This is a genomic window from Nocardioides albidus, assembly GCF_006335005.1.
GTDB lineage: Bacteria > Actinomycetota > Actinomycetes > Propionibacteriales > Nocardioidaceae > Nocardioides > Nocardioides albidus.
Map to the genome: position 1 here is coordinate 1 of NZ_VDMP01000009.1, position 19,045 is coordinate 19,045.

Genomic DNA, 19,045 nt, shown 5'->3' on the forward strand with positions numbered 1-19,045 from the left:
CTCCTCGTCCTACCCCTCCAGCCAGGTCATCGAGCAGGTCACAACCCCCGAGCGGGTGCTCAACCTGCACTTCTTCATGCCCCCACGCGCCACCGCCTGCGAACTGATGTCATGCGGACGGACCGACCCCGCCGTGATCGACACCCTCGTGACCGAGCTCCCCCGCTTCGGGCTCACACCCTTCGTCGCCCGCAAGGAGAGCCTCGGATTCATCCAGAACCGGATCTGGGCCGCGATCAAACGCGAGGCGCTGATGGTGCTCGACGAAGGCGTCGCGACACCCGAGGACGTCGACCGCCTCTACAAACTGGGCCTCGGCGCCCGCCGCGGCCCGTTCGAGGCCATGGACGCCGTCGGGCTCGACGTCGTCCTCGACATCGAGGAGAACTACGCCGCCCACCGCGAAGGACTCCCCGACGGCCCCCGCCAACTCCTGCGCCGCTACATCGACGAAGGCCGGCTCGGGGTGAAGTCCGGCCGAGGCTTCTACGACTACTGATCGGCCGACGGATCAGGAACGGCGACGTCGAGGACGACCTCGGCGGCGACGAGCTCGTCGGCCTCGCCCGTCGTCGGCACCCCGAGTTGGCCGGCTCGCCACGTCGGCGTCCCCCGGGCGTCCCCCGGGCGCCTCCCGGTTGAGCCACTCTGCTCCTCGTCCCGAGTCTCGTTCCCCAGGAGCACCCATGAACCGCCGCATCCGCGCCAGCCTCGTCGCCACCACCGCCGCCGTCCTCGCCATCACCCCGTTCCTCACCGGCGCCCAGGCCGGCGCCAAGCCGACCCCCGCCGGCCCTGGCTACGACCTCCTCTTCGTGCGCCACGCCCACACGAACTACCCCGTGCCCGAGCAGGAGCTCTCCGCAACGGGCATCCAGCAGGCGACCGCGCTCGCCAACGCTCTCCACGACGCCCCCATCGAGTCGGTCGACACCTCGATGATGGTCCGCTCGTTCCAGACCGGCGACAACGTCGCCGCCGACCACGACCTACCCGTGCGCGCCGACGAGGCGATCAGCGAGGTCGCCTTCAACCTGGCCGACGTCCCGCCGGCCCAGCAACTGCAGAAGGTCGGCGAGATGATGGGCGCCTGGCTGGGCGGCCAGCAGCGCGCCAACGGCTTCGGCGGCGAGAGCTACGACGAGGTCGTGGCCCGTTGGACACCGTGGTGGGAGCAGTACGTGCGCGAGCACCGCAACGACCGCGGCACCGGTGTCGTCGTCGCCCACGGCGCGCTGCTCGCCCTGATGCTGCAGCGCACCTGCGCCAACGAGGTGACGCCGGCCTTCGCCCTCCAGAACGGCCTCGCCAACACCGGCATCGTCAAGGCTCACCTGTCGCCGAACGGGACGCTGACCTGCACCGAGTGGAACGGCGTCGCGATCCCCAGCGCCTCCTGAGCCCACCGGGGAACTCACTCCCCGTTGCTTGACCCGGCGCTGGCCAGCGAACGTTGCTGGTCAGCGCCGCGCTCATGCAGGCCCACCCACCCGCGCGACGCGATCACCGGCGGTTGCTCCGCGAACTCACCATCGACGCTGACCAGGGCTACCAGTCACGAACCCCCAAATGACGGACACCCGAACCCACGCTTCCGTGGGTCCGGGTGTCCGCGATGTCCTGAGACATCACATGGTCGGGCTGACAGGATTTGAACCTGCGACCCCCTGACCCCCAGTCAGGTGCGCTACCAAGCTGCGCTACAGCCCGATGCCCCGTCCGGCATCACCGGTCGGAGCGAACGGAACACTACCGCAGGCCCATCGGCTCCCCCGAATCGGCCTCGCCGCGGCGCGGCGGTCACCGGAAGTCACGCGACGACTGACGCGCCTGGAAGGCGTCGCCGGCACCGGGGAGGACGGCGTCGAGCGGCTCGACCCGGTCGGCGACCAGGTTGGTGACGCCGTCCTGGCGCTCCACCTTGCCGCGGATCACGACCGCGACCCGGTTGCGGGCGGCCTGCCGGTGGACGCGCATCACGCCCTGCGAGCAGATCACGTTGAGCATCCCGGTCTCGTCCTCGAGGTTGAGGAAGGTGATCCCGCCGGCGGTCCCGGGGCGCTGGCGGTGGGTGACCAGGCCGGCCACGTGGACGCGCCGGCCCGCCTCGGTGGTCGGCAGGTCCCCCACCGGCTTGATCCCGGCGGCGGTCAGCGTCTCCCGGAAGTGCTGGATCGGATGGACGTCGGTGGAGATCCGGGTCGCCCACAGGTCGGCCATCGTCGTCTCGAGCGGCGACATCGCCGGCAGGGTGGGCGGCGCGGGAGCCGGGGTGCTGCCCGGCAACTGCGCGTCGTCCTCCGCGTAGCCGGCCATCCACAGCGCCTGCCGCCGGTCCAGCCCGAACCCGTCGAGGGCGCCGGCCGTGGCCAGCGCTTCGAGCTGGGCCTGGTTGAGTCCGGCTCGACGCGACAGGTCGCGGATGTCGGCGTACGACGCCTCGGCGCGTTCGGCGACGATCCGGGTCGCGACCTCGGCGCCGATCCCCTTGACCGAGTCGAGGCCGAGCCGCACGGCCAGCCCGTCGTCGTACCGCAGCGGATCGTCACCGCTCGCGGAGCACGGCTCGAGCCCGGCCTGGACGTCGGAGCGGGCGAGATCGGGCGGCAGGACGACGACGCCGTGGCGGCGGGCGTCGGCGACCAGCGACTGCGGCGAGTAGAAGCCCATCGGCTGGTTGCGCAGCAGCCCGGCCAGGAAGGCCGCCGGATAGTGCAGCTTGAACCACGAGGACGCGTAGACCAGCAGGGCGAAGCTGAGTGCGTGGGACTCGGCGAACCCGAAGCCCGCGAAGGACAGCACCTGGACGTAGATCGCGTCGGCGGCGGCGCCGATGATGCCCTTGCGCGCCATGCCGGCGTACAGCTTGTCCTTGACCTTCTCGATCCGCTCGATCCCCCGCTTCGAGCCCATCGCGCGGCGCAGCAGGTCGGCGTCGTCGGCGCTGCAGTCGCCGAGCGCGACGGCCATCTGCATGAGCTGCTCCTGGAAGAGGGGGACGCCCAGGGTGCGGCCCAGGATCGGCTCGAGCAGCGGGTGGGGATAGGTCACCTGGTCCCGTCCGGTCTTGCGGCGGATGTAGGGATGCACCGCGCCGCCCTGGATCGGGCCGGGGCGGATCAGCGCGATCTCGATGGCGAGCTCGTAGAAGCACTCCGGCTTGAGCCGCGGCAGGGTGCCGATCTGGGCACGCGACTCGACCTGGAAGACGCCGATCGAGTCGGCGCGGCCGAGCATCTCGTAGACCTCCGGCTCCTCCTTGGGCAGCGTCGCGAGGGTCCACTCCTGGCCGAGGTGCTCGGCGACGAGGCGGATCATGTGGTCGAGCGCGCCGAGCATGCCGAGGCCGAGCAGGTCGAACTTCACCAGGCCCATCGACTCGCAGCCGTCCTTGTCCCACTGCAGCACGGTCCGCTTGTCCATCCGCGCCCTCTCGATCGGGCAGACCTCGCCGATCGGCCGCTCGGTGAGCACCATGCCGCCGGAGTGGATGCCGAGGTGGCGGGGCGCGGACATGAGCTCGTTGGCCAGGTCGATCACCTGTCGCGGCATCGCCGCGTCCTCGTCGATCGCGTGCCAGCTGTCGACCTGCTTGGACCAGGCGTCCTGCTGGCCGGTGGAGTAGCCGAGCGCCTTCGCCGCGTCGCGCACCGCCATCCGCGGCCGGTAGCTGATCACGTTGCACACCTGCGCGGCGTTGCGCCGACCGTAGGTGTCGTAGACCCACTGGATCACCTCCTCGCGGCGATCCGAGTCGAAGTCGACGTCGATGTCGGGCTCCTCCTCGCGGTGCTGGGAGATGAACCGCTCGAACGGCAGGTTGTAGAGGACGGAGTCGATGGCGGTGATCCCGAGCGCGAAGCAGACGGCACTGCTCGCCGCTGATCCCCTGCCCTGGCACAGGATCCTCCTCCTGCGGGCGAACGCCACGATGTCGTGGACGATGACGAAGTAGCCGGCGAAGTCCTTCTCCAGGATCACCCGCATCTCCGCCTCGACCCGCTGCCGGGCCTCCTCCGCGTGGGGCAGGTGGGCATACCTCTCCGCGAAGCCCTCCTCCAGCAGGTGACGCAGGTGCTCGCCCGCGGTCCGGCCCTCGGGGATGCCCTGCTTCGGCAGGCGAGGTGAGGCCTTGCGCAGGTCGAAGGCCAGCTCCTCGGCGAGTACGACGGAGCGGCGCACCGCGTCGGGACGGTGGGCGAAGCGCCGCAGCATCTCCTCCCCGCTGCGCAGGTGCGCCCCACCGGACAGGTCGAGCCAGCCGTCGAGCTCGGCGATGCTGCGCCTGGCCCGCACCGCAGCCATCGCCGCAGCCAGCCGTCTCCGCTCCGGGACGGCGAAGTGGACGTTGCCGGTCGCCAGCACCGGCAGGCCGCGGTCGTCCGCGATCCGGGCGAGGAGGTCGTTGTCCTCCTCGCCGCCCGGATGGTCGCTGGCCGTCAGCTCCACCACGACGTGCTCCCGGCCGAACCGGCCGGCCAGCTCGTCGAGCGCTCCGGCCGCCGCTGCCGGACCGCCGGCGGCGAGCGCCTGCCGGACGCTGCCCTTCCGGCACCCGGTGAGCACGACCCAGTGCCCTCTCCCCCGCTCGGCGAGCTCGTCGAGGTCGTGGGCGGGGCTGCCCTTCTCCGGCGCCCGCAGGCCCGCCTCGGTGATCGCCCCGGACAGCCGGTGGTAGCCCTCCACCCCGCGCGCGAGCACCAACAGGTGCGTGCCCTCGGGGTCGGGGATGCCGTTCTGGGAGCGGTGCACGCCGAGGGTGAGCTCGGCGCCGTACACCGTCGCCAGGCCGTAGTCCGTCCCTGCCTCGGCGAACAGCGGCGCCCCGGCGAACCCGTCGTGATCGGTGAGCGCGAGCCCGTCGAGACCGAGCCGGACGGCCTCCTTGACCAGGTCGCCGGGCGAGCTCGCGCCGTCGAGGAAGCTGAAGTGGCTGTGGCAGTGCAGCTCGGCGTACGGCGTGGCTGCGTCCGGCCGCACGACCTGCTCGGGCTCGGCCCGCGGCCGCTTCCGGCGCGACACCGGCGCCTCGAGGGCCGGCGCGCGCCCGGACAGGCGCCGCTCGAGCTCGCTCCACGGGACAGGTGGGTTGTTCCAGCCCATGCCCTCAGCTCCGATCAGGCGATGAGCTCGTAGCGGCCGGGTCCGACCTTGACGAAGCGTGGCTCGCGCCAGCCCGGCGGGGCGGGCGCCGTGGCGAGGTAGTGGTGTCCGGTGGGGGTGACGGTCTCGACCGCGGCGCGTTCGCGTGGGCTCGAGACCACCTGTTGTCGCCACCCGGGCGCCTGTTTGGCGTGGTTGCAGGCCTCGCACAGCCCCTGGCCGTTGGCGAGATCGGTCGCACCGTCCTCGTCGGCGGGGGTGATGTGGTCGGTGTGCCGGATCGGGGCGTCGCAGTAGGGACTGGCGCAGATCCCGAGTCCCTGCAGGGCGAGCAGGTCGGCGAGGCCGTCCGAGAAGAGGCGCTGCTTGCTGCTCATCGCGACCATCCGACCGAGGTGGTTGCGGTAGAGCCGGCGGAACCACACCACCGCGCGGGCGTCGAGCGCCCGGGCCGCGAGCTGTCGAGCGACCTCCGCGGGGATCACCTCGCCCTGGACACCGTCCCCGGACAGGACGGCGGGTGCGTGCCCGCCGGCGAGGCTCTCGTCGGACATGGTCAGGTTGATCGTGACGGGGACGGCGGGCGCGTGCTCCGCGTCGCCGGAGTCGGTCACCCCGGTGACCTTGAGCACCAGGAGGTCGGCCATCAGCTGGCCCTTCGACCGCGGATCCCCGGCGGCCCGCCGCGCATCGGCCTCCTTGACCAGCGCCGCATAGACCGAGACGGCCTGGGCGACCGGCATCAGCCCGGTCAGATAGGCCATCGTGTCGGGAGCCGGGCGCACCGTGACATTGCGGTCGGCCTCCGCCCTCCTGGCCCGGCGCGCGACGGCGGCCGGGTCGAGCTCGGCGGCCATCCGCCGCACCCGGGTGACGAGCTCGCGGGTTCCGACCCCCGCCAGCGCCTGGGGGTCCGCGCACAGCTCCTCGTCGACGAACGCCCGCTGCTCGGCGCTCAGGCAGCCGGTCTCGCGGGCCAGCAGCGTCGCCCGGAACTCGTTGAGCGCGCCGTCCCGCAACCGCGCGAGCGTGTGCGGCATCTCGGCGACCAGCACCTTGGCCAGGCCGAGCAGCGACTGTCCCCGGTGCGGCGACTCGCGACGGGCGAGAGCGATCTCGGCCGCGATCCCTCGACCCTGTCGCGCCGCGGGCACCCCCGCCCTCGCCTGCTCGGCACGACGCTGCGCGTCGAAGTCCACCGCGGCCTGCGCCTGGACCGCACAGGCCGCCGACTTCAGCTGCTCGAGAGCGGCGATCAGGTCGACCAGCTCGGCTGTCGATCCCGCGCCGTCCGACGCGAGCATCCGGTCGGCGTACGACCTGATCTCGGCGGCGGTGAGCGGAGTGTTCATGGGATGAGTCTATTCGAACACCAGTTCGAACACAACGGATCGCGCAGTTTGCCCCGCGAATATCCTGACCCGATGGCACCCGTGCGACAGGTCCAGATCACCTTCGACTGCGCGAGTCCGCGGACGGTCGCGGAGTTCTGGAAGGCAGCTCTGGGGTATGTCGACCCTCCGACACCTCCGGACGCCGACGACGACTCCTGGGCCGCCTGCCAAGACCCTGACGGCGTCGGCCCGCGGCTGTACTTCCAGCGCGTGCCCGAGCCCAAGGTGGCCAAGAACCGGGTCCACCTCGACGTCCGCGTCGGCACCGGCCTGGTCGGCGACGAGCGCCTCGCCGCGCTCGAGGCCGAGGCCAGTCGGCTCGAGGACCTCGGCGCCCGTCGCGGCGTACTCCTCCTCGCCGACGAGGAGAACGAGTCCTGCCAGAACATGCAGGACGTCGAGGGCAACGAATTCTGTCTCGACTGACGCGATGAGTCCGGGCCGGAGCCCCGGTCGTCCTTGTCATCGACCCTCGACGTGAGGGTCCGGACACGAGGAGGTCCCCCATGGTTTCGGTACGCACCCACCTGTGGTTCGGCAACGACAAGGCGGTCGAGGCCGCGCGGTTCTATGCCGAGAACATCCCCGGCTCGTCGCTCGGCGAGGTCGTCACCGCCTGGACCGAGCCCGGCACCTCCGTCGCCGAGGTCGTCGAGTTCACCGTCGCCGGCCACGAGGTGATCGGCCTCAACGCCGGCCCGGAGTTCCACCTCAACGAGGCGTTCTCCTTCTACCTGCGCGTCGAGGGTCAGGACGAGGTCGACCACTACTGGGACATCCTCACCGCCGACGGCGGCGAGCCCGGTCCGTGCGGCTGGTGCAAGGACAAGTACGGCGTCTCCTGGCAGGTCGTCCCCCGCGAGCTCGAGGAGCTCTGCGGCGACTACACCACCGAGGCCAACCAGCGGGCGTGCCGGGCGATGCTCAAGATGAGCAAGATCGACGTCGCGCAACTGCAGGCGGCGTACGACGGCGAGTGAGGACGGGCGACCGACTAAGACCTGCGCCGGCCCTATCCCTTGACGCGCCCGGTCTCGTAGGCCCACATCGCGACCTCGACGCGGTTGCGGGCGCCGAGCTTGTTCATCAGGGCGGCGACGTGGGTCTTCACCGTGCTCAGGGTGATGTGCAGCTCGTCGGCGATCTCGGCGTTGGTGCGGCCGCGGGCGACGGTGAGGAGCATCTCCTCCTCGCGGTCGGTGAGCGGCTCGATCGGCTGGGCCGCCGGGGAGGCTCGCTCCAGGCCGGCCAGCGTGGTGAGCAGGCGGCGGGTGATGTCGGGCGAGATGAGCGCGTCGCCGTTCGCGGCCGCGTGGATCGCCTGAGCCAGCAGCTCGGGCCCGGCGTCCTTGAGGAGGAAGCCCCGGGCGCCGGCCTTGAGGGCGCCGTGGACGTACTCGTCGAGGTCGAAGGTCGTGATGATCACGACGGCGAGGGGGTCCTCGACGCCAGGCCCGGCGAGCCGGCGGGTGGCCTCCACGCCGTCGATGCCGGGCATCCGGATGTCGAACAGGCAGACGTCGGGACGCAGCGCGCGCGCCACGGCCACGGCCTCGTGACCGTCCGCCGCCTCGCCGACGACCTCGATCCCGGGCTGCGCGTTGAGGATCGTGGTGAGCCCGGTGCGGACCAGGATCTGGTCGTCGGCGACCACCACCCGGATGGTCATCGCGGCATCTCCCGCGGGAGGGTCGCCTCGACGGTCCAGCCGCCGGCCGGGTCCGGCCCGGCCTGGCAGGCGCCGCCGAGCAGCTTGGCCCGTTCTGCCATGCCGAGCAGGCCGTAGCCCCCGGTGGTCGCGGGGCGGGCGGCTTCTCCGTCGTCGTGCACACGCAACCGTACGACGCCGCCGTCGCCGGTGACCTCGACACTGACGCTCGTGGGGTCGACCGCGTGCCGGATCGCGTTGGTGACCGACTCCTGACAGATCCGGTAGACGGCCGTCGCCACCGGTTGCGGCAGGTCGGCGAGATCGCCTCGGCGCACCCGCACCATCGGGCTCATCCGGGTCAGCTCGTCCAGGTCGCCGATGCCCCGCTGCGGCGTGTAGTCGACCGGACCGGCGTCGGTCGCCTCGCCGTCGCGGAGCACCCGGACCATCGTGCGCATCTCGAACAGCGTCCGTGACGCCTCCGCCTCGATCACCGCCAGCGCCTCGACCGCCGACGCCGGGTCGACGGCTGCCACCGCCCGGCCCGCCTGGGCCTGGATCGCGATGGCGGAGACATGGTGCGCGACGGTGTCGTGCAGCTCGCGGGCGAGCTCGCCCCGCTCGAGCGTGCGGACCTGCTGCACCTCGCGCTGGCGGGCGACCGCGCGGTAGCGCATCGCTGCTCCGAGCGCGCACACCGCGATCAGCAAGGTGGTGCCACCGATCACGTCACCGAGGCTCCCGCTGGCGGCAAGGCCCAGGCCCGCCGGCACGGCGACGATCGCCGTCCCGACCAGCGCCTCGCGGCCGGAGGCCCAGCGATACAACGCGTAGGGCAGCAACACGATGCCGGCCATGGAGTAGAGCCCCACCTCCGGGTTGTCCTCGACGACCGTGGGGAGGTGCAGCACCATCGCGCCGCCCCACCCGACCGCCGTCGCCACGAGCGGATGGGTACGCCGCCAGAGCAGGACCGGGATCACCAGGAGCGCGACGACCGTGGCCAGGGGGCGCAACGGTACGTCGGGGCGGAAGGCCGCCTCGCCCACGGCCGTGACCATCAAGGCGCCGACCAGGGCCCAGTCCCACCACGCCCGCGCCGGCGGATCCGGGACACGGGGCTCGGCGAGGATCGAGCGGAGGAAGGCGGCGGGCACCCCTGCAGCCTAGAGAGCGGTGGCGCTCGTCGTACGGGGCACAAGCACGAGCCGCCTCTCGTCCTTTCGGCCGAGGAGTCCCCCACTCCTGGGCCCGATGTGCGTCGCCCACGACCGGGCCACCGTTGGCGGCATGTCGAACCTCCTCTACCGGCTCGGCCGGTCCGCCGCCACCCGACCCTGGGCCGCCATCGGCGCCTGGGTCGTCCTCGCGCTCGTCGTCATCGCCTCCTCCGTCGCCTTCGGGCGCGATCTCGAGGAGAGCTTCGAGGCACCCGGCCTCGACTCCTACCAGGCTGCCGAGCTGCTCGCCGAGACCCGGGCCGACGAGAGCGGGGTCACCGCCCACGTCGTCCTCGAAGCTCCGGACGCCGCGGCGCGGCTGGCATCGGTGGAGGCCGCTCTCGCGGAGCTCCCGCGCGTGCTGGGCACGACGAGCAGCGTCTCGCCGGACGGCGCCGTCGCGCTCGTGCGCGTGCAGTACCCCGCGATCGAGCATCTCGATGCCGGCGACCTGGACGACCTCGAGGACGCCGTCGCCGACCTTCGGGACGAGTCGTCGCTGACGCTGGAGGCCGGGGGCGATCTCTTCTTCGCGTTCGAGGAGCCACCCACCGGACTCGGCGAGGTCGCCGGGATCGTCGTCGCGATGATCGTCCTGCTGATCGCCTTCGGCTCCTTCACCGCGATGGGACTTCCGATCGGCATGGCGCTCCTCGGCCTGGTCGTCGGCGTCACCTCGATGAGGCTGGTGACCTACCTGATCGACATCCCGGCGTGGGCGCCGCAACTGGCGGCCATGGTCGGCATGGGCGTCGGCATCGACTACGCGCTGTTCCTGATCACCCGGCACCGCGAGCATCTGGCCGCGGGGATGCCGGTCGCCGAGGCGGCCGGCCGAGCGCTGGCGACAGCAGGACAGGCGGTGGTCTTCGCCGGCGGCACGGTCGTCGTGGCGATCCTCGGACTGCTCGTCGCGGGGATCCCGTTCGTGACCGGCGGTGGGGTCGCCATCTCCGCGATCGTGCTCGTCATGGTGCTCGCCTCGGTCACCCTGCTGCCGGCACTGCTCGGGCTGGCCGGGCACCGGATCGACGGACGCCGGCGACGGGTCGACGAGGGGGCGCACCAGCCCCACCCTCGACCCAGCACCGGCTGGTACCGGTGGGGCGCTCACGTGACCCGCAACGCGACGGCGTACCTCCTCGGAGGAGCGGTCCTGATGATCGCCCTGGCCGCGCCCGTCCTCGCGCTCGACCTGGGCTTCCCGGACGACGGGGCCAAGCCCGCGTCCAGGACCGAACGACGGGCCTACGACCTGATCGCCGACGGCTTCGGCCCCGGCGCCAACGGGCCCCTGGTGATCGCGGTCGACATCTCGCAGGAGGGGTCCGTCGTGACCCCGCTCGCCGAGGCCGTGGCAGCCGACCCGGGCATCGCCTCGGTGGGCGAGCCGACCATCGACCCCGAGGCAGGCGTCGCGACCCTGGTGGCGCAGCCGACCACCTCGCCCCAGGACGTCGCCACCCGGGAAACCGTCGCGAGGCTCCGCGGCGACGTCCTTCCGACGGTGCTCGACGGCACCGCGGCGACCGCCCACGTCGGCGGCCAGACCGCCACCTTCGCCGACCTCGGTGACCGGGTGCAGGAGCGGATGCCGCGCTTCGTCGCGGCGGTGCTGCTGCTGTCCTTCCTCCTGCTGACGGTGCTGTTCCGGTCGGTGCTGGTGCCGCTCAAGGCGGTCGTGCTCAACCTGCTGAGCGTCGGCGCGGCGTACGGCGTGCTCGTGATGGTCTTCCAGTGGGGCTGGGGCGCCGGCCTGCTCGGCGTGGAGTCGACGGTGCCGATCGTGTCGTTCATCCCGCTGTTCATGTTCGCGATCCTGTTCGGGCTCTCCATGGACTACGAGGTGTTCCTGCTCTCGCGGGTGCGCGAGGAGTTCCGCCGCCACGGCGACAACACCCGCGCGGTCATCGAGGGGATCGCGGGCACCGGGCGCACCATCACCGCGGCCGCGCTGATCATGGTGGCGGTCTTCTCGGGCTTCATCCTGGGCAGCGATCCCGCGATCAAGATGATGGGACTGGGACTGGCCACGGCGATCCTCCTCGACGCGACCGTCGTACGCCTGGTGCTCGTCCCGGCCACCATGAGGCTCTTGGGCGAGGCGAACTGGTGGCTGCCGGCGTGGCTGGACCGGCTGCTGCCCGAGTCGGACTCCGCGCCGCGGACGTGGGCGAGCCAGCCGAGCCCCCAGCAATCGGCCCGATAGCGTCCAGGGGTGGCCAGTCCCCGTCGTACCAGCGCCCGTCGACGCAGCGCGTCGCCGCGCCGGACCGGCCGTGGGCAGCCACCCCGGCCGCTGCCCACGGCCGGTCCGGGCGAGCGGGTGTGGGTGCTCGACGTCCCCTACGGGACGCAGGTCGACGGCGCCACCTGGCACCCGGCGGTCAAGACCCACCTGTACGTCGGCCGGGCGCTCCCCGCCCACCTGCGGCCGTACGCGCCGGGGCCGCACACGCTCGGCCGGTTCGTCGAGAACACCCTCAACCCCGACAGCCCGACGTCCGACCTCGAGCCGACCGACGCGCTCAAGCCACGGAGGATCCAGTTCGAGGCGGCGGACGCGATCGCGGCGCGAGCGGCGGCCGGCGGGCGGCTGTTCCTGCTGGCCGACGAGCCGGGCGTGGGCAAGACCATCTCGGCGGTCCTCGGGGCGTCGGCGGTGGGCGACCTCCGCGGCGCGCGGCGCGTGCTCGTCGTCGCCGACCGGCCCGCCGCCATCACGATCGGCCACTGGTGCCGCACGATCACGGCCCTGGGCGACGGCGGTCTCGAATGGGTGGTGATCACGTGGGACCGGCTCGACAAGGTCAAGGACCACTCGTGGGACGTGATCATCGCGGACGAGGCCCACGCGCTGCGGCGTACGACGACCAAGCGGTGGAAGCTCTGGGCGCGCATCTCCGGCCATGGGAAGCCCCACGACAAGGCGCCGTTCGTCATCGCCACGACCGCGACGCCCGGCCACACGCCGCTCGAGCTGCCGTACCTCGCGCCCGCCTATGCGCAGGCGCTCGGCGAGCCGATGACGGACTGGACCACGGCCACCCAACCCGGCGCCACGTTCGCCGCCGCGCTCGAGCGGCACGGCGTCGGAGTCGAGCAGGGACGGTACGGCGCGACGTGGACCACCGATCCGGCGCGCCGCGCTGCCGACCTCAAGCTGGTGCGCGGTTGGCTCGACGAGGAGCGGCCGCCCGCGATGCTGCACCGCGCCGCGCCGTGGGGGCCGGTGCCGATCTCCGGCATGCCGGTCGCGCTCACCCCGGCCGAGCGGGCGGCGTACGAAGCCGAATGGGGTGAGTTCTGCCGCGAGATGGACATCGCCCGCCGCGGCCGCAATGTCGCGCAGGGCCGGGCCGCGCTGCTGCGCTTCCGGCAGAAGGCCGGGCTGATCCGCGTCGACTCGACGGTCGACTGGATCGCCCAACAGGTCCAGGCCGAGCGACAGGTGGCCTGCTCGGTCGAGTTCGTCACGACCGCCGCCGACCCGATCGCCGACCGACTGCGCGACTCCGGGATCGAGGTCGCCACGATCTACGGCCGCGACCGCTTCGACGCCGAGGCCGAACGGCTCCGGTTCCAGACCGGAGAGGCCAAGGTCTGCGTCTTCACCACGGTCGCCTCGATCAGCCTGCACGCCGGCGAGACCCTCCCCGACGGACGTCGGGCCAGCACCGAGCCGCGGGTCGGGGTGTTCCACCAGGCCCGCTTCTCCGGCATCGCCGGCCGCCAGGTCACCGGCCGCACCCACCGCGACCACCAGGTCTCCCCGTGGCACATCGCGTACGCCGAGGGCACCGTCGAGGAGCAGGTCGGGAAGGTCATGGTGGAGCGGATCGCCGCCGCCTCCGACACGGTGGGCAGCGACACCACCGGCCTCGCCGACCTCGCCCAGCTCCTCGGGGCCGACTGGCTGCCGTCTGCGACCCTCACCGAGGACGGCGCGTGACCCGTCAGTTGATGATCTCGCCGCGCTCGTCCGCGAGGATCGAGGCGAGCCGGTCCCGCCAAGCCTGGAGCGCCTCCGGAGCCAGCCGCGTCCAGTCGGTCACCTCGCCGACGACGCGCAGCGGATCCCGGCTGCGGTAGGACCGGGTCGGGTTGCCGGGGAACTTCTTGTCCGTCACGTTCGGGTCGTCCTCGAACGCGCCGGTGGGCTCGACGACGTACACGCGCGGAGAGCCCTCGCCCGCCGCGAGCTCGGCCGCGAGGCCGGCGCCGTCGACGAGCGCGGTGAAGTAGATGTGGTTCATCACCACCTCCGGCCGGTAGTTCGACCGGAAGCCAGCGGTGAGGAGGTCCCCTTCCCGCAGATCCGCCTTCGTGCCGTGGAAGAACGGCCCCTCGTCCAGCACGTCCCTCACGCCGAGGCCGGCTCCTCGGCGTCCGAGAGGTTGATGTCGACCATCAGCTCGTCGGCGATCGCCTCCAGCATCGAGCGCAGCTCGTCGGTGCTCGTGGTCGACGGCGCCTCGAGGACGGCCTGCGCCTCGAACAGGTGGCCGCCGGCCATCGGCGCCTCGCGGACGTCGGTGACCAGCTCGAGGATGCTCACGTGGTGCCCGGCGAGCGCGGTCGAGATCTCTGCGACGATCCCCGGCCGGTCGGCTCCCAGGAGCTCCAGGGTCATCCGCGAGGCCGGCTCCTCGGCGGGGACGTCGGTCCGCTCGAGCGTCACGAGCAGGCCGACCTCCCTGAGCGCCACGAGCTCCTCGGTCAGCGCCTCCGCCCTGGCCTCCGGGACGTCGAGCAGCACGATCCCGGCGAACTTCCCGCCGAGGCGCGCCATCTGGCTTCGACTCCAACTCGCGCCGTGGGCGCTGATGGGTGCCGACAGGTCGGACACGAGGCCCGGGCGGTCGTTGCCGATGCACGTGAGCATGAAGTGAGCCATGCCCGCACGCTAGGGGGTCGAGCGCCCCCGCGTCACTAGTGGTCGTCCCGGGAGGTCGTTCGGGGCGGCCCGGGTCTGAACGAAGCGGCCGCGAGCGCGGGCATCGCAAGGCCCAGCCCGTTTGTCGAGATGCAGCGAATCTTGACAACTCGCTGTCAACATCAAGATCTACCAAGCGAGTCGCCTTTCGCGGGCCGCCCCGTCATAGGGATCCCGCCGCAGCGGAGGCGCCACCACCGCCGGCGCCTGGGCAGGAACCAAGTTGCCGCGAGCGCGCAGCGCTGGATGCGTGCCGCCGTTGCAGCGGCGTCCCTCCCGGTCAGTCTCGACAATCCGGACTCGGAACGCGTGGTGCAGGGCGGGGACACCCCCCGTGGATTCCGACCTGTTCGCCGCGTCTCGACGCCTCGGGTGGTCGAGTACACCCGATCTCGAACCACGCGAGACTGTGCGCTCTCCAGGTCCAGTTGGTGACTGGACTGGGGATCAGTGCCGGGAGGCCATACCGGTCAGCTTCGTCCTGAGTTGGGCAGCCACGGCGCGGGGATCGTCGACCCAGAGCCCGACCCGCTCGACGGTGGTCTCCCCCTTGGACGTTCGCAACGCCGTGGGTGCGGTGAACACGAGCTCGAGGTTGGTCCGGCTGCTGACCCCGACGAGGAGCAGGGCGTCCTCGAGATGGACGGCTCTGACGATGCCCGGCAACTCGTGCTCGGCGGTCCGAATGCTCGCCACGGCGTCCAGTGGTACGTCAACGAAGATGCGGGCGCTGTTGCGGATGCGCAACCGCTCGGTGGTCAGGAGATGTGGCCGCACTCGGTACGCGGCCATCATCCCGAGCATCCACAGCACGCCCCAGATGCCGAGTACCAGCAGGGGAAGCCGGATCGCCTCGGCCCATCCGGCATCTGTCTGGCGGAGCAACAGCTCGACGACCACGGCCTCGGTGGCTGAGCCGAAGATCCACAGCCAGAGCATCGGACCGACGAGCTGGGCATAGCCGATCGGCGTCGCACTGGCGGGTACGTCGGGACGGCGCGCGATCCATCGGGCGAGGGAGCGGTAGAGGGCGAGCTCGGTGAGGAGCGCCTCCCACGCAAGGCCGGGCAATCGGCGGAGGTTCATGCGTCGTTCTCCATCAGGCGCGCGAAGGTCGCAATGGTCTCGTCGAGGGTGGCGACGAAGGTGTTCAACCGGCGCGCCGGGATTTCGCCGAAGAGCTGGCGTGCGAGGTCGGCATGGCTCTCGCGGAGGTCATCGATGACCTGGGCGCCGAGCGCGGTGGGCGTCACGAGGGTGGCTCGACGGTCGGCGGGGTGTTGCTCGCGCGTCACGTGACCCGAGGCGACAAGGCCGTCGACGAGGCCGGTGATGTTGCGCGGTGTCACGTCCAATGCTGTCGCCAGCGATCGCTGTGTCGTGGGCCCGGTGCCGCCCAGGGCCCAGAGCAGCTGGACGCGGGGGCCGGTCAGGCCTGACTCCTTCTCGAACCGGGCCATGTCGGTGGCCACCAGGATCGATAGGTGGAGGACCTTGTCGAGGGCAGTCGTCAGTCGATCGGACACATAGGGAAGATACTTCACTATGATGAGAATGCGCAAAAAGAGGTGCCGTCGGGCGACGGCTCCGGGGTGGAAGCGGCGGGCGAGCTCAGTGCGTGATCGGACGGCGAGGTTGCGGTAGATGCGGGTGAGGTTGGCCTCGCTCGGCAACCCGGGCAAGCGGGCCGACTCGTCCTTGCTCCGCGCCGAAGACCTCACGATATTCCCGTCGAACCACGCCGTCGGATCGGTCGTCGCAGCCGGCCATCCTGGCCTGGCCGGCATCGTCATGGTCGCCGGTAGGGATCGTGCAGCGGGACGGCGTGCTGGCCGGCCCGACGTCCCGGATCGCCGCCGTGGCGGGTGTTGCCCTCGTCGGGGGCATGGCGGCCCCGACTGAATGTCACCGAGCCGGTCGAGCGGACCAGTCAAATGACGGAAGTGGACCCGCATCAGTCTCCCTAGGTCGGGTGTCCCACCCCAACGCGAAGGAGCAGTGATGAACGCGAGCAAACCCACCGTCGTTCTGGTGCACGGCGGTTTCGTCGACGGATCCGGTTGGCAGCCGGTCCATGACCTGCTGGTTGAGGACGGCTTCGACGTCGCCGTCACCCAGCACCCGACTCTCTCACTGGAGGGGCGACGTCGCGGCCGTAACGCACGTGATCGAGGAGACCCCCAGCGACTGCAACGCCGCCGGCGTGCGAGCCCTGGGAACAGCTCATCTAGGCGCAGCCGACACAGGTTCGCGCGGCCGGCCTCGCCTCGAGGCGTCCCTCGGCGATCGGCAGGCCGCAGCGCTCGCAGGTGCCGTAGGTCCCGGTGTCCAGCCGGACGAGGGCGGCCTCGACCTCGGCCAGGTGCCGGCGCACCTGCGCGACCAGGGTGGCGAGCTGGGAGCGCTCGAAGGCGATCGTCGCGCCCTCGGGATCGTGCTCGTCGTCGGCGTTGGTGTCGCGTGAGGCGGCGACCACCTCCTCGAAGCTCCCGGTCAGGCCGGCCAGGCGCCGCAGCGTCTCCTGGCGCTCGGCCTCCAGCAGCGCACGCGCATCCGTCACCTCGCCGATGGTGCCATCGTGGACCGACACCCTCGACCAGACATAGAACACGTTCTACAGTGCGCTCATGGACCTCGCCGCGATCGAGGAGATCAAGCGCCTCAAGTACCGCTACTTCCGCACCCTGGACCTCAAGCACTGGGCGGAGTTCGCCGACTGCCTCACCGACGACGTGAGCGCGCGGTACGGCACACAGGCGATGGGCGAGCCCCTGCACTTCGAGAGCCGGGCCGACGTCGCGGTGTACATGGAGGAGAACCTCGGACCCGGCGTCATCACCGTCCACATCGCCAACCACCCCGAGATCGACGTCGACGGCGACACCGCGACCGGCTCGTGGGCGTTCGAGGACACCGTCATCGTCGCGGAGTTCAAGGTGCAGATCCGCGGCGGCGGCTATTACCTCGACACCTACCGGCGCGAGGCCGACGGTGCGTGGCGGATCGCCTCGACCCGCTACGAGCGCATCTACGAGGCGATGACCTCGCTCGAGGACACACCGAGCTTCACGCTGCTCGCCAACCGCTGGGATCCCTCGCTCCGGCATTGAGCGTGGTCTGGCCCGACCCGTCGCGGGTACGTCGCCTCTATGAGCCAGACACCGACGGGCCAGCCCGACGACGAGCGGGACGACGAGCGCGTGGCCGAGCGGGCCGAGCTCCTGCCCGAGGAGCGCGACGCCGGCAGCGACGATCCCGAGCGGCAGGCCGACGCGATCCTCGAGGAGTCCGACGAGCGGACCGAGGACCCCGAGGGCACCCGCCGGGAGAGCACGCAGACCCCCGGCGGGTGATCGCGCGGCGGGCCCTCAGTTCAGCTCGAGCTCGTGGAAGGGGTAGTCCTTGGGGGCGAGGAACTCCGTGCCCGGCACGACCCGGCCCTTCGGGTCGGCGGAGTTGACGTAGTTGTTGAGGCTGCGCGGCGCTTGGCGGTAGATCAGGTCCACCCAGTCGGCGTACTTCGCCGCGAGCGCGGCGTCATCGCGGAAGATGACGTTCTGCTCGTCGGAGTGCCAGCCGAGCCGGGTCCAGTTCTCACTGCTCGAGAGCACGAGGTTGCCGTCGGGACGACCGCCCACGCTGCCCTGGACCGAGAGGCCCTTGAGATGGACGTAGCGGTCCTTGAACTTGTTGGCCGTCGCGCCGGTGATGTAGACCATCTGCTTCGCGGGCAGCCCGCGCAGGATGTTGCGGATCTTCAGCGGCATCATCATGAACACGATCCGCACGTCGCAGCCCTCGCGGGCCAGCGTGCGCACCCGCTTCGCGATCCGTACGCCGCGCTGGTCGCCCCACACCGCGTTGGCGATGCGCACCTTGGTGCGTCCGCCGGGCACGTTGGCGGCGCCGGCGCACCGGACGTCGTCGAGGACCTTCAGCGCCGGATCCGACTTCTTCTTGTGGGGCGCGAAGATCGAGGTGATGGAGCCGACGGTGAACCGCAGCGGCTTGGTGTTCTTGTCCCTCTTCGCCTGGTTCCACATGGTCATCCAGCCGTCGTAGAGCGCCTGGTTCTCGGTGGTCGTCGTCCAGTCGTTGAACTGCTGGACGGCCGCGGCGCCGGTGAAGTTCGCCGATCCCTGCATCGCGATGCGGCTCGTCGCGCCCGAGCGGCTGACCAGCATCAGCTTCGAGTGCATCGCGCCGCCCTTGCCGCGACACGTGGCGCTGCAGGTGCGGATCCAGCTGCGCAGCGCCCGGGGACGGTCCGCATTGCCCTTCCTCAATGCCGCGCGCAGCGTCGGGTAGGACCGGCCCGGGCCCTGGGAGCGCGCGAGACCGCGGGCCATGATGATCTGCACGGACACGCCGCGCCGGTGGGCGTCGATGAACTTCTTCGCCAGCCGGGGCGAGTCGAAGTTCCAGGTCATCAGCCGGATGGTCTCGCCGGCGGGGACGTTCTTGACCGTCTTGACGATCTTGTCCTGGATCCTCAGCCGCTTCTTCTTGCGGAACGGGTGGTTGAAGACGATCCCCGGCGTCACGACGTACGCCGGGTCGGGCGCCTTGGCCGCGACCGCCACGCCACCCGCAGCAGGCGCGGCCGGCGCGGCCGGCGCCGCGTCGGCCCGCCGGACGTCGACCTGGCCGAGCAGGACCGCGCCGAGGAGGAGGGCCACACTCACCGCGATCACTCCACGCCACCTGCCGAAGGTCGATGCATCCCCTGCGAACCGCACGA

At 71.4% G+C, this 19,045-nt stretch carries 18 protein-coding genes and 1 tRNA gene; 8 read left to right on the forward strand and 11 right to left on the reverse strand.

Features of this window, described 5'->3' with window-relative positions:
* Together FHP29_RS00420 and FHP29_RS00425 are read left to right on the forward strand one after the other, a co-directional pair.
* On the forward strand, positions 1-499 hold a 499-nt coding region (locus FHP29_RS00420), incomplete at its 5' end, for a 3-hydroxyacyl-CoA dehydrogenase family protein (RefSeq protein ID WP_139620906.1).
* Positions 500-686: 187 nt separating this feature from the next.
* Positions 687-1,400 carry a histidine phosphatase family protein gene (locus FHP29_RS00425; protein ID WP_139620907.1) on the forward strand — a complete coding sequence of 238 codons (714 nt, stop codon included), beginning with the start codon at positions 687-689 and terminating at the stop codon, positions 1,398-1,400.
* A gap of 233 nt (positions 1,401-1,633) precedes the next feature.
* Here FHP29_RS00425 and FHP29_RS00430 read toward each other — a convergent pair.
* The 3 genes from FHP29_RS00430 to FHP29_RS00440 form a co-directional block, all read right to left on the reverse strand.
* Positions 1,634-1,710, reverse strand: a tRNA-Pro gene (locus FHP29_RS00430).
* Positions 1,711-1,800: 90 nt separating this feature from the next.
* Positions 1,801-5,103 (reverse strand): error-prone DNA polymerase, encoded by a 3,303-nt coding sequence (locus tag FHP29_RS00435; protein ID WP_139620908.1) that lies wholly within the window; start codon positions 5,101-5,103, stop codon positions 1,801-1,803.
* Positions 5,104-5,117: 14 nt separating this feature from the next.
* Complete coding sequence (locus FHP29_RS00440; RefSeq protein ID WP_205013753.1) at positions 5,118-6,455, reverse strand: HNH endonuclease; 1,338 nt, start codon at positions 6,453-6,455, stop codon at positions 5,118-5,120.
* Between the two features lie 72 nt (positions 6,456-6,527).
* On the opposite strand from FHP29_RS00440, the gene FHP29_RS00445 reads away from it, so the two are divergent.
* Both FHP29_RS00445 and FHP29_RS00450 read left to right on the forward strand, forming a co-directional pair.
* Positions 6,528-6,923, forward strand: a complete 396-nt coding sequence (locus FHP29_RS00445; RefSeq protein ID WP_139620909.1) for a VOC family protein — start codon at positions 6,528-6,530, stop codon at positions 6,921-6,923.
* 80 nt (positions 6,924-7,003) lie between these two features.
* Positions 7,004-7,477, forward strand: a complete 474-nt coding sequence (locus FHP29_RS00450; RefSeq protein WP_139620910.1) for a VOC family protein — start codon at positions 7,004-7,006, stop codon at positions 7,475-7,477.
* 32 nt (positions 7,478-7,509) lie between these two features.
* Here FHP29_RS00450 and FHP29_RS00455 read toward each other — a convergent pair whose 3' ends face one another.
* Entirely contained in the window at positions 7,510-8,166 is a 657-nt protein-coding gene (locus FHP29_RS00455) for a response regulator (RefSeq protein ID WP_139620911.1), read from the reverse strand.
* Entirely contained in the window at positions 8,163-9,305 is a 1,143-nt protein-coding gene (locus FHP29_RS00460) for a sensor histidine kinase (RefSeq protein WP_139620912.1), read from the reverse strand. Before FHP29_RS00460 ends, FHP29_RS00455 begins: the two co-directional genes overlap by 4 nt.
* A gap of 133 nt (positions 9,306-9,438) precedes the next feature.
* Here FHP29_RS00460 and FHP29_RS00465 point away from each other — a divergent pair, with 133 nt between their 5' ends.
* Both FHP29_RS00465 and FHP29_RS00470 read left to right on the forward strand, forming a co-directional pair.
* Positions 9,439-11,577, forward strand: a complete 2,139-nt coding sequence (locus FHP29_RS00465) for an MMPL family transporter (RefSeq protein WP_139620913.1) — start codon at positions 9,439-9,441, stop codon at positions 11,575-11,577.
* A 9-nt stretch (positions 11,578-11,586) separates the two neighbouring features.
* A complete protein-coding gene (locus FHP29_RS00470) occupies positions 11,587-13,320 on the forward strand; it encodes a DEAD/DEAH box helicase (RefSeq protein WP_139620914.1) in 1,734 nt (577 codons plus the stop codon).
* A 4-nt stretch (positions 13,321-13,324) separates the two neighbouring features.
* Here FHP29_RS00470 and arr read toward each other — a convergent pair whose 3' ends face one another.
* The 5 genes from arr to FHP29_RS00500 form a co-directional block, all read right to left on the reverse strand.
* A complete protein-coding gene (arr, locus tag FHP29_RS00475) occupies positions 13,325-13,735 on the reverse strand; it encodes an NAD(+)--rifampin ADP-ribosyltransferase (RefSeq protein ID WP_139620915.1) in 411 nt (136 codons plus the stop codon).
* Positions 13,732-14,265 carry a glycine cleavage system transcriptional repressor gene (locus FHP29_RS00480; protein WP_139620916.1) on the reverse strand — a complete coding sequence of 178 codons (534 nt, stop codon included), beginning with the start codon at positions 14,263-14,265 and terminating at the stop codon, positions 13,732-13,734. The genes arr and FHP29_RS00480 overlap by 4 nt, the downstream gene beginning before the upstream one ends.
* Positions 14,266-14,751: 486 nt before the next feature.
* Positions 14,752-15,390, reverse strand: a complete 639-nt coding sequence (locus FHP29_RS00485) for a hypothetical protein (RefSeq protein ID WP_139620917.1) — start codon at positions 15,388-15,390, stop codon at positions 14,752-14,754.
* Positions 15,387-16,097: a MarR family winged helix-turn-helix transcriptional regulator gene (locus FHP29_RS22115; protein ID WP_205013755.1), complete on the reverse strand. Its 711-nt coding sequence runs from the start codon at positions 16,095-16,097 to the stop codon at positions 15,387-15,389. Before FHP29_RS22115 ends, FHP29_RS00485 begins: the two co-directional genes overlap by 4 nt.
* 434 nt (positions 16,098-16,531) lie before the next feature.
* Positions 16,532-16,864: a TraR/DksA family transcriptional regulator gene (locus FHP29_RS00500; protein ID WP_139620944.1), complete on the reverse strand. Its 333-nt coding sequence runs from the start codon at positions 16,862-16,864 to the stop codon at positions 16,532-16,534.
* Between the two features lie 67 nt (positions 16,865-16,931).
* Here FHP29_RS00500 and FHP29_RS00505 point away from each other — a divergent pair, with 67 nt between their 5' ends.
* Together FHP29_RS00505 and FHP29_RS00510 are read left to right on the forward strand one after the other, a co-directional pair.
* Positions 16,932-17,414, forward strand: coding sequence for a nuclear transport factor 2 family protein (locus FHP29_RS00505; RefSeq protein WP_139620918.1), 483 nt, complete (start codon positions 16,932-16,934; stop codon positions 17,412-17,414).
* A 39-nt stretch (positions 17,415-17,453) separates the two neighbouring features.
* Positions 17,454-17,657: a hypothetical protein gene (locus FHP29_RS00510; protein ID WP_139620919.1), complete on the forward strand. Its 204-nt coding sequence runs from the start codon at positions 17,454-17,456 to the stop codon at positions 17,655-17,657.
* Between the two features lie 15 nt (positions 17,658-17,672).
* Here the strand turns inward: FHP29_RS00510 and FHP29_RS00515 are convergent, their stop codons facing one another.
* On the reverse strand, positions 17,673-18,989 hold the full coding sequence (locus FHP29_RS00515) for a phospholipase D-like domain-containing protein (protein WP_139620920.1): 1,317 nt from the start codon (positions 18,987-18,989) through the stop codon (positions 17,673-17,675).
* Positions 18,990-19,045 lie beyond the last annotated feature (56 nt).

What these genes read in the sequence shown, in the direction of transcription:
- FHP29_RS00445 (WP_139620909.1), top strand. Translation starts at nt 6,528, where the DNA reads ATGGCACCCGTGCGACAGGTCCAGATCACCTTCGACTGCGCGAGTCCG.
- FHP29_RS00510 (WP_139620919.1), top strand. Translation starts at nt 17,454, where the DNA reads ATGAGCCAGACACCGACGGGCCAGCCCGACGACGAGCGGGACGACGAG.
- FHP29_RS00485 (WP_139620917.1), bottom strand. Translation starts at nt 15,390, where the DNA reads ATGAACCTCCGCCGATTGCCCGGCCTTGCGTGGGAGGCGCTCCTCACC.
- FHP29_RS00440 (WP_205013753.1), bottom strand. Translation starts at nt 6,455, where the DNA reads ATGAACACTCCGCTCACCGCCGCCGAGATCAGGTCGTACGCCGACCGG.
- FHP29_RS00435 (WP_139620908.1), bottom strand. Translation starts at nt 5,103, where the DNA reads ATGGGCTGGAACAACCCACCTGTCCCGTGGAGCGAGCTCGAGCGGCGC.
- FHP29_RS00455 (WP_139620911.1), bottom strand. Translation starts at nt 8,166, where the DNA reads ATGACCATCCGGGTGGTGGTCGCCGACGACCAGATCCTGGTCCGCACC.
- FHP29_RS22115 (WP_205013755.1), bottom strand. Translation starts at nt 16,097, where the DNA reads ATGACGATGCCGGCCAGGCCAGGATGGCCGGCTGCGACGACCGATCCG.
- FHP29_RS00505 (WP_139620918.1), top strand. Translation starts at nt 16,932, where the DNA reads ATGGACCTCGCCGCGATCGAGGAGATCAAGCGCCTCAAGTACCGCTAC.
- FHP29_RS00465 (WP_139620913.1), top strand. Translation starts at nt 9,439, where the DNA reads ATGTCGAACCTCCTCTACCGGCTCGGCCGGTCCGCCGCCACCCGACCC.
- FHP29_RS00450 (WP_139620910.1), top strand. Translation starts at nt 7,004, where the DNA reads ATGGTTTCGGTACGCACCCACCTGTGGTTCGGCAACGACAAGGCGGTC.
- FHP29_RS00480 (WP_139620916.1), bottom strand. Translation starts at nt 14,265, where the DNA reads ATGGCTCACTTCATGCTCACGTGCATCGGCAACGACCGCCCGGGCCTC.
- FHP29_RS00425 (WP_139620907.1), top strand. Translation starts at nt 687, where the DNA reads ATGAACCGCCGCATCCGCGCCAGCCTCGTCGCCACCACCGCCGCCGTC.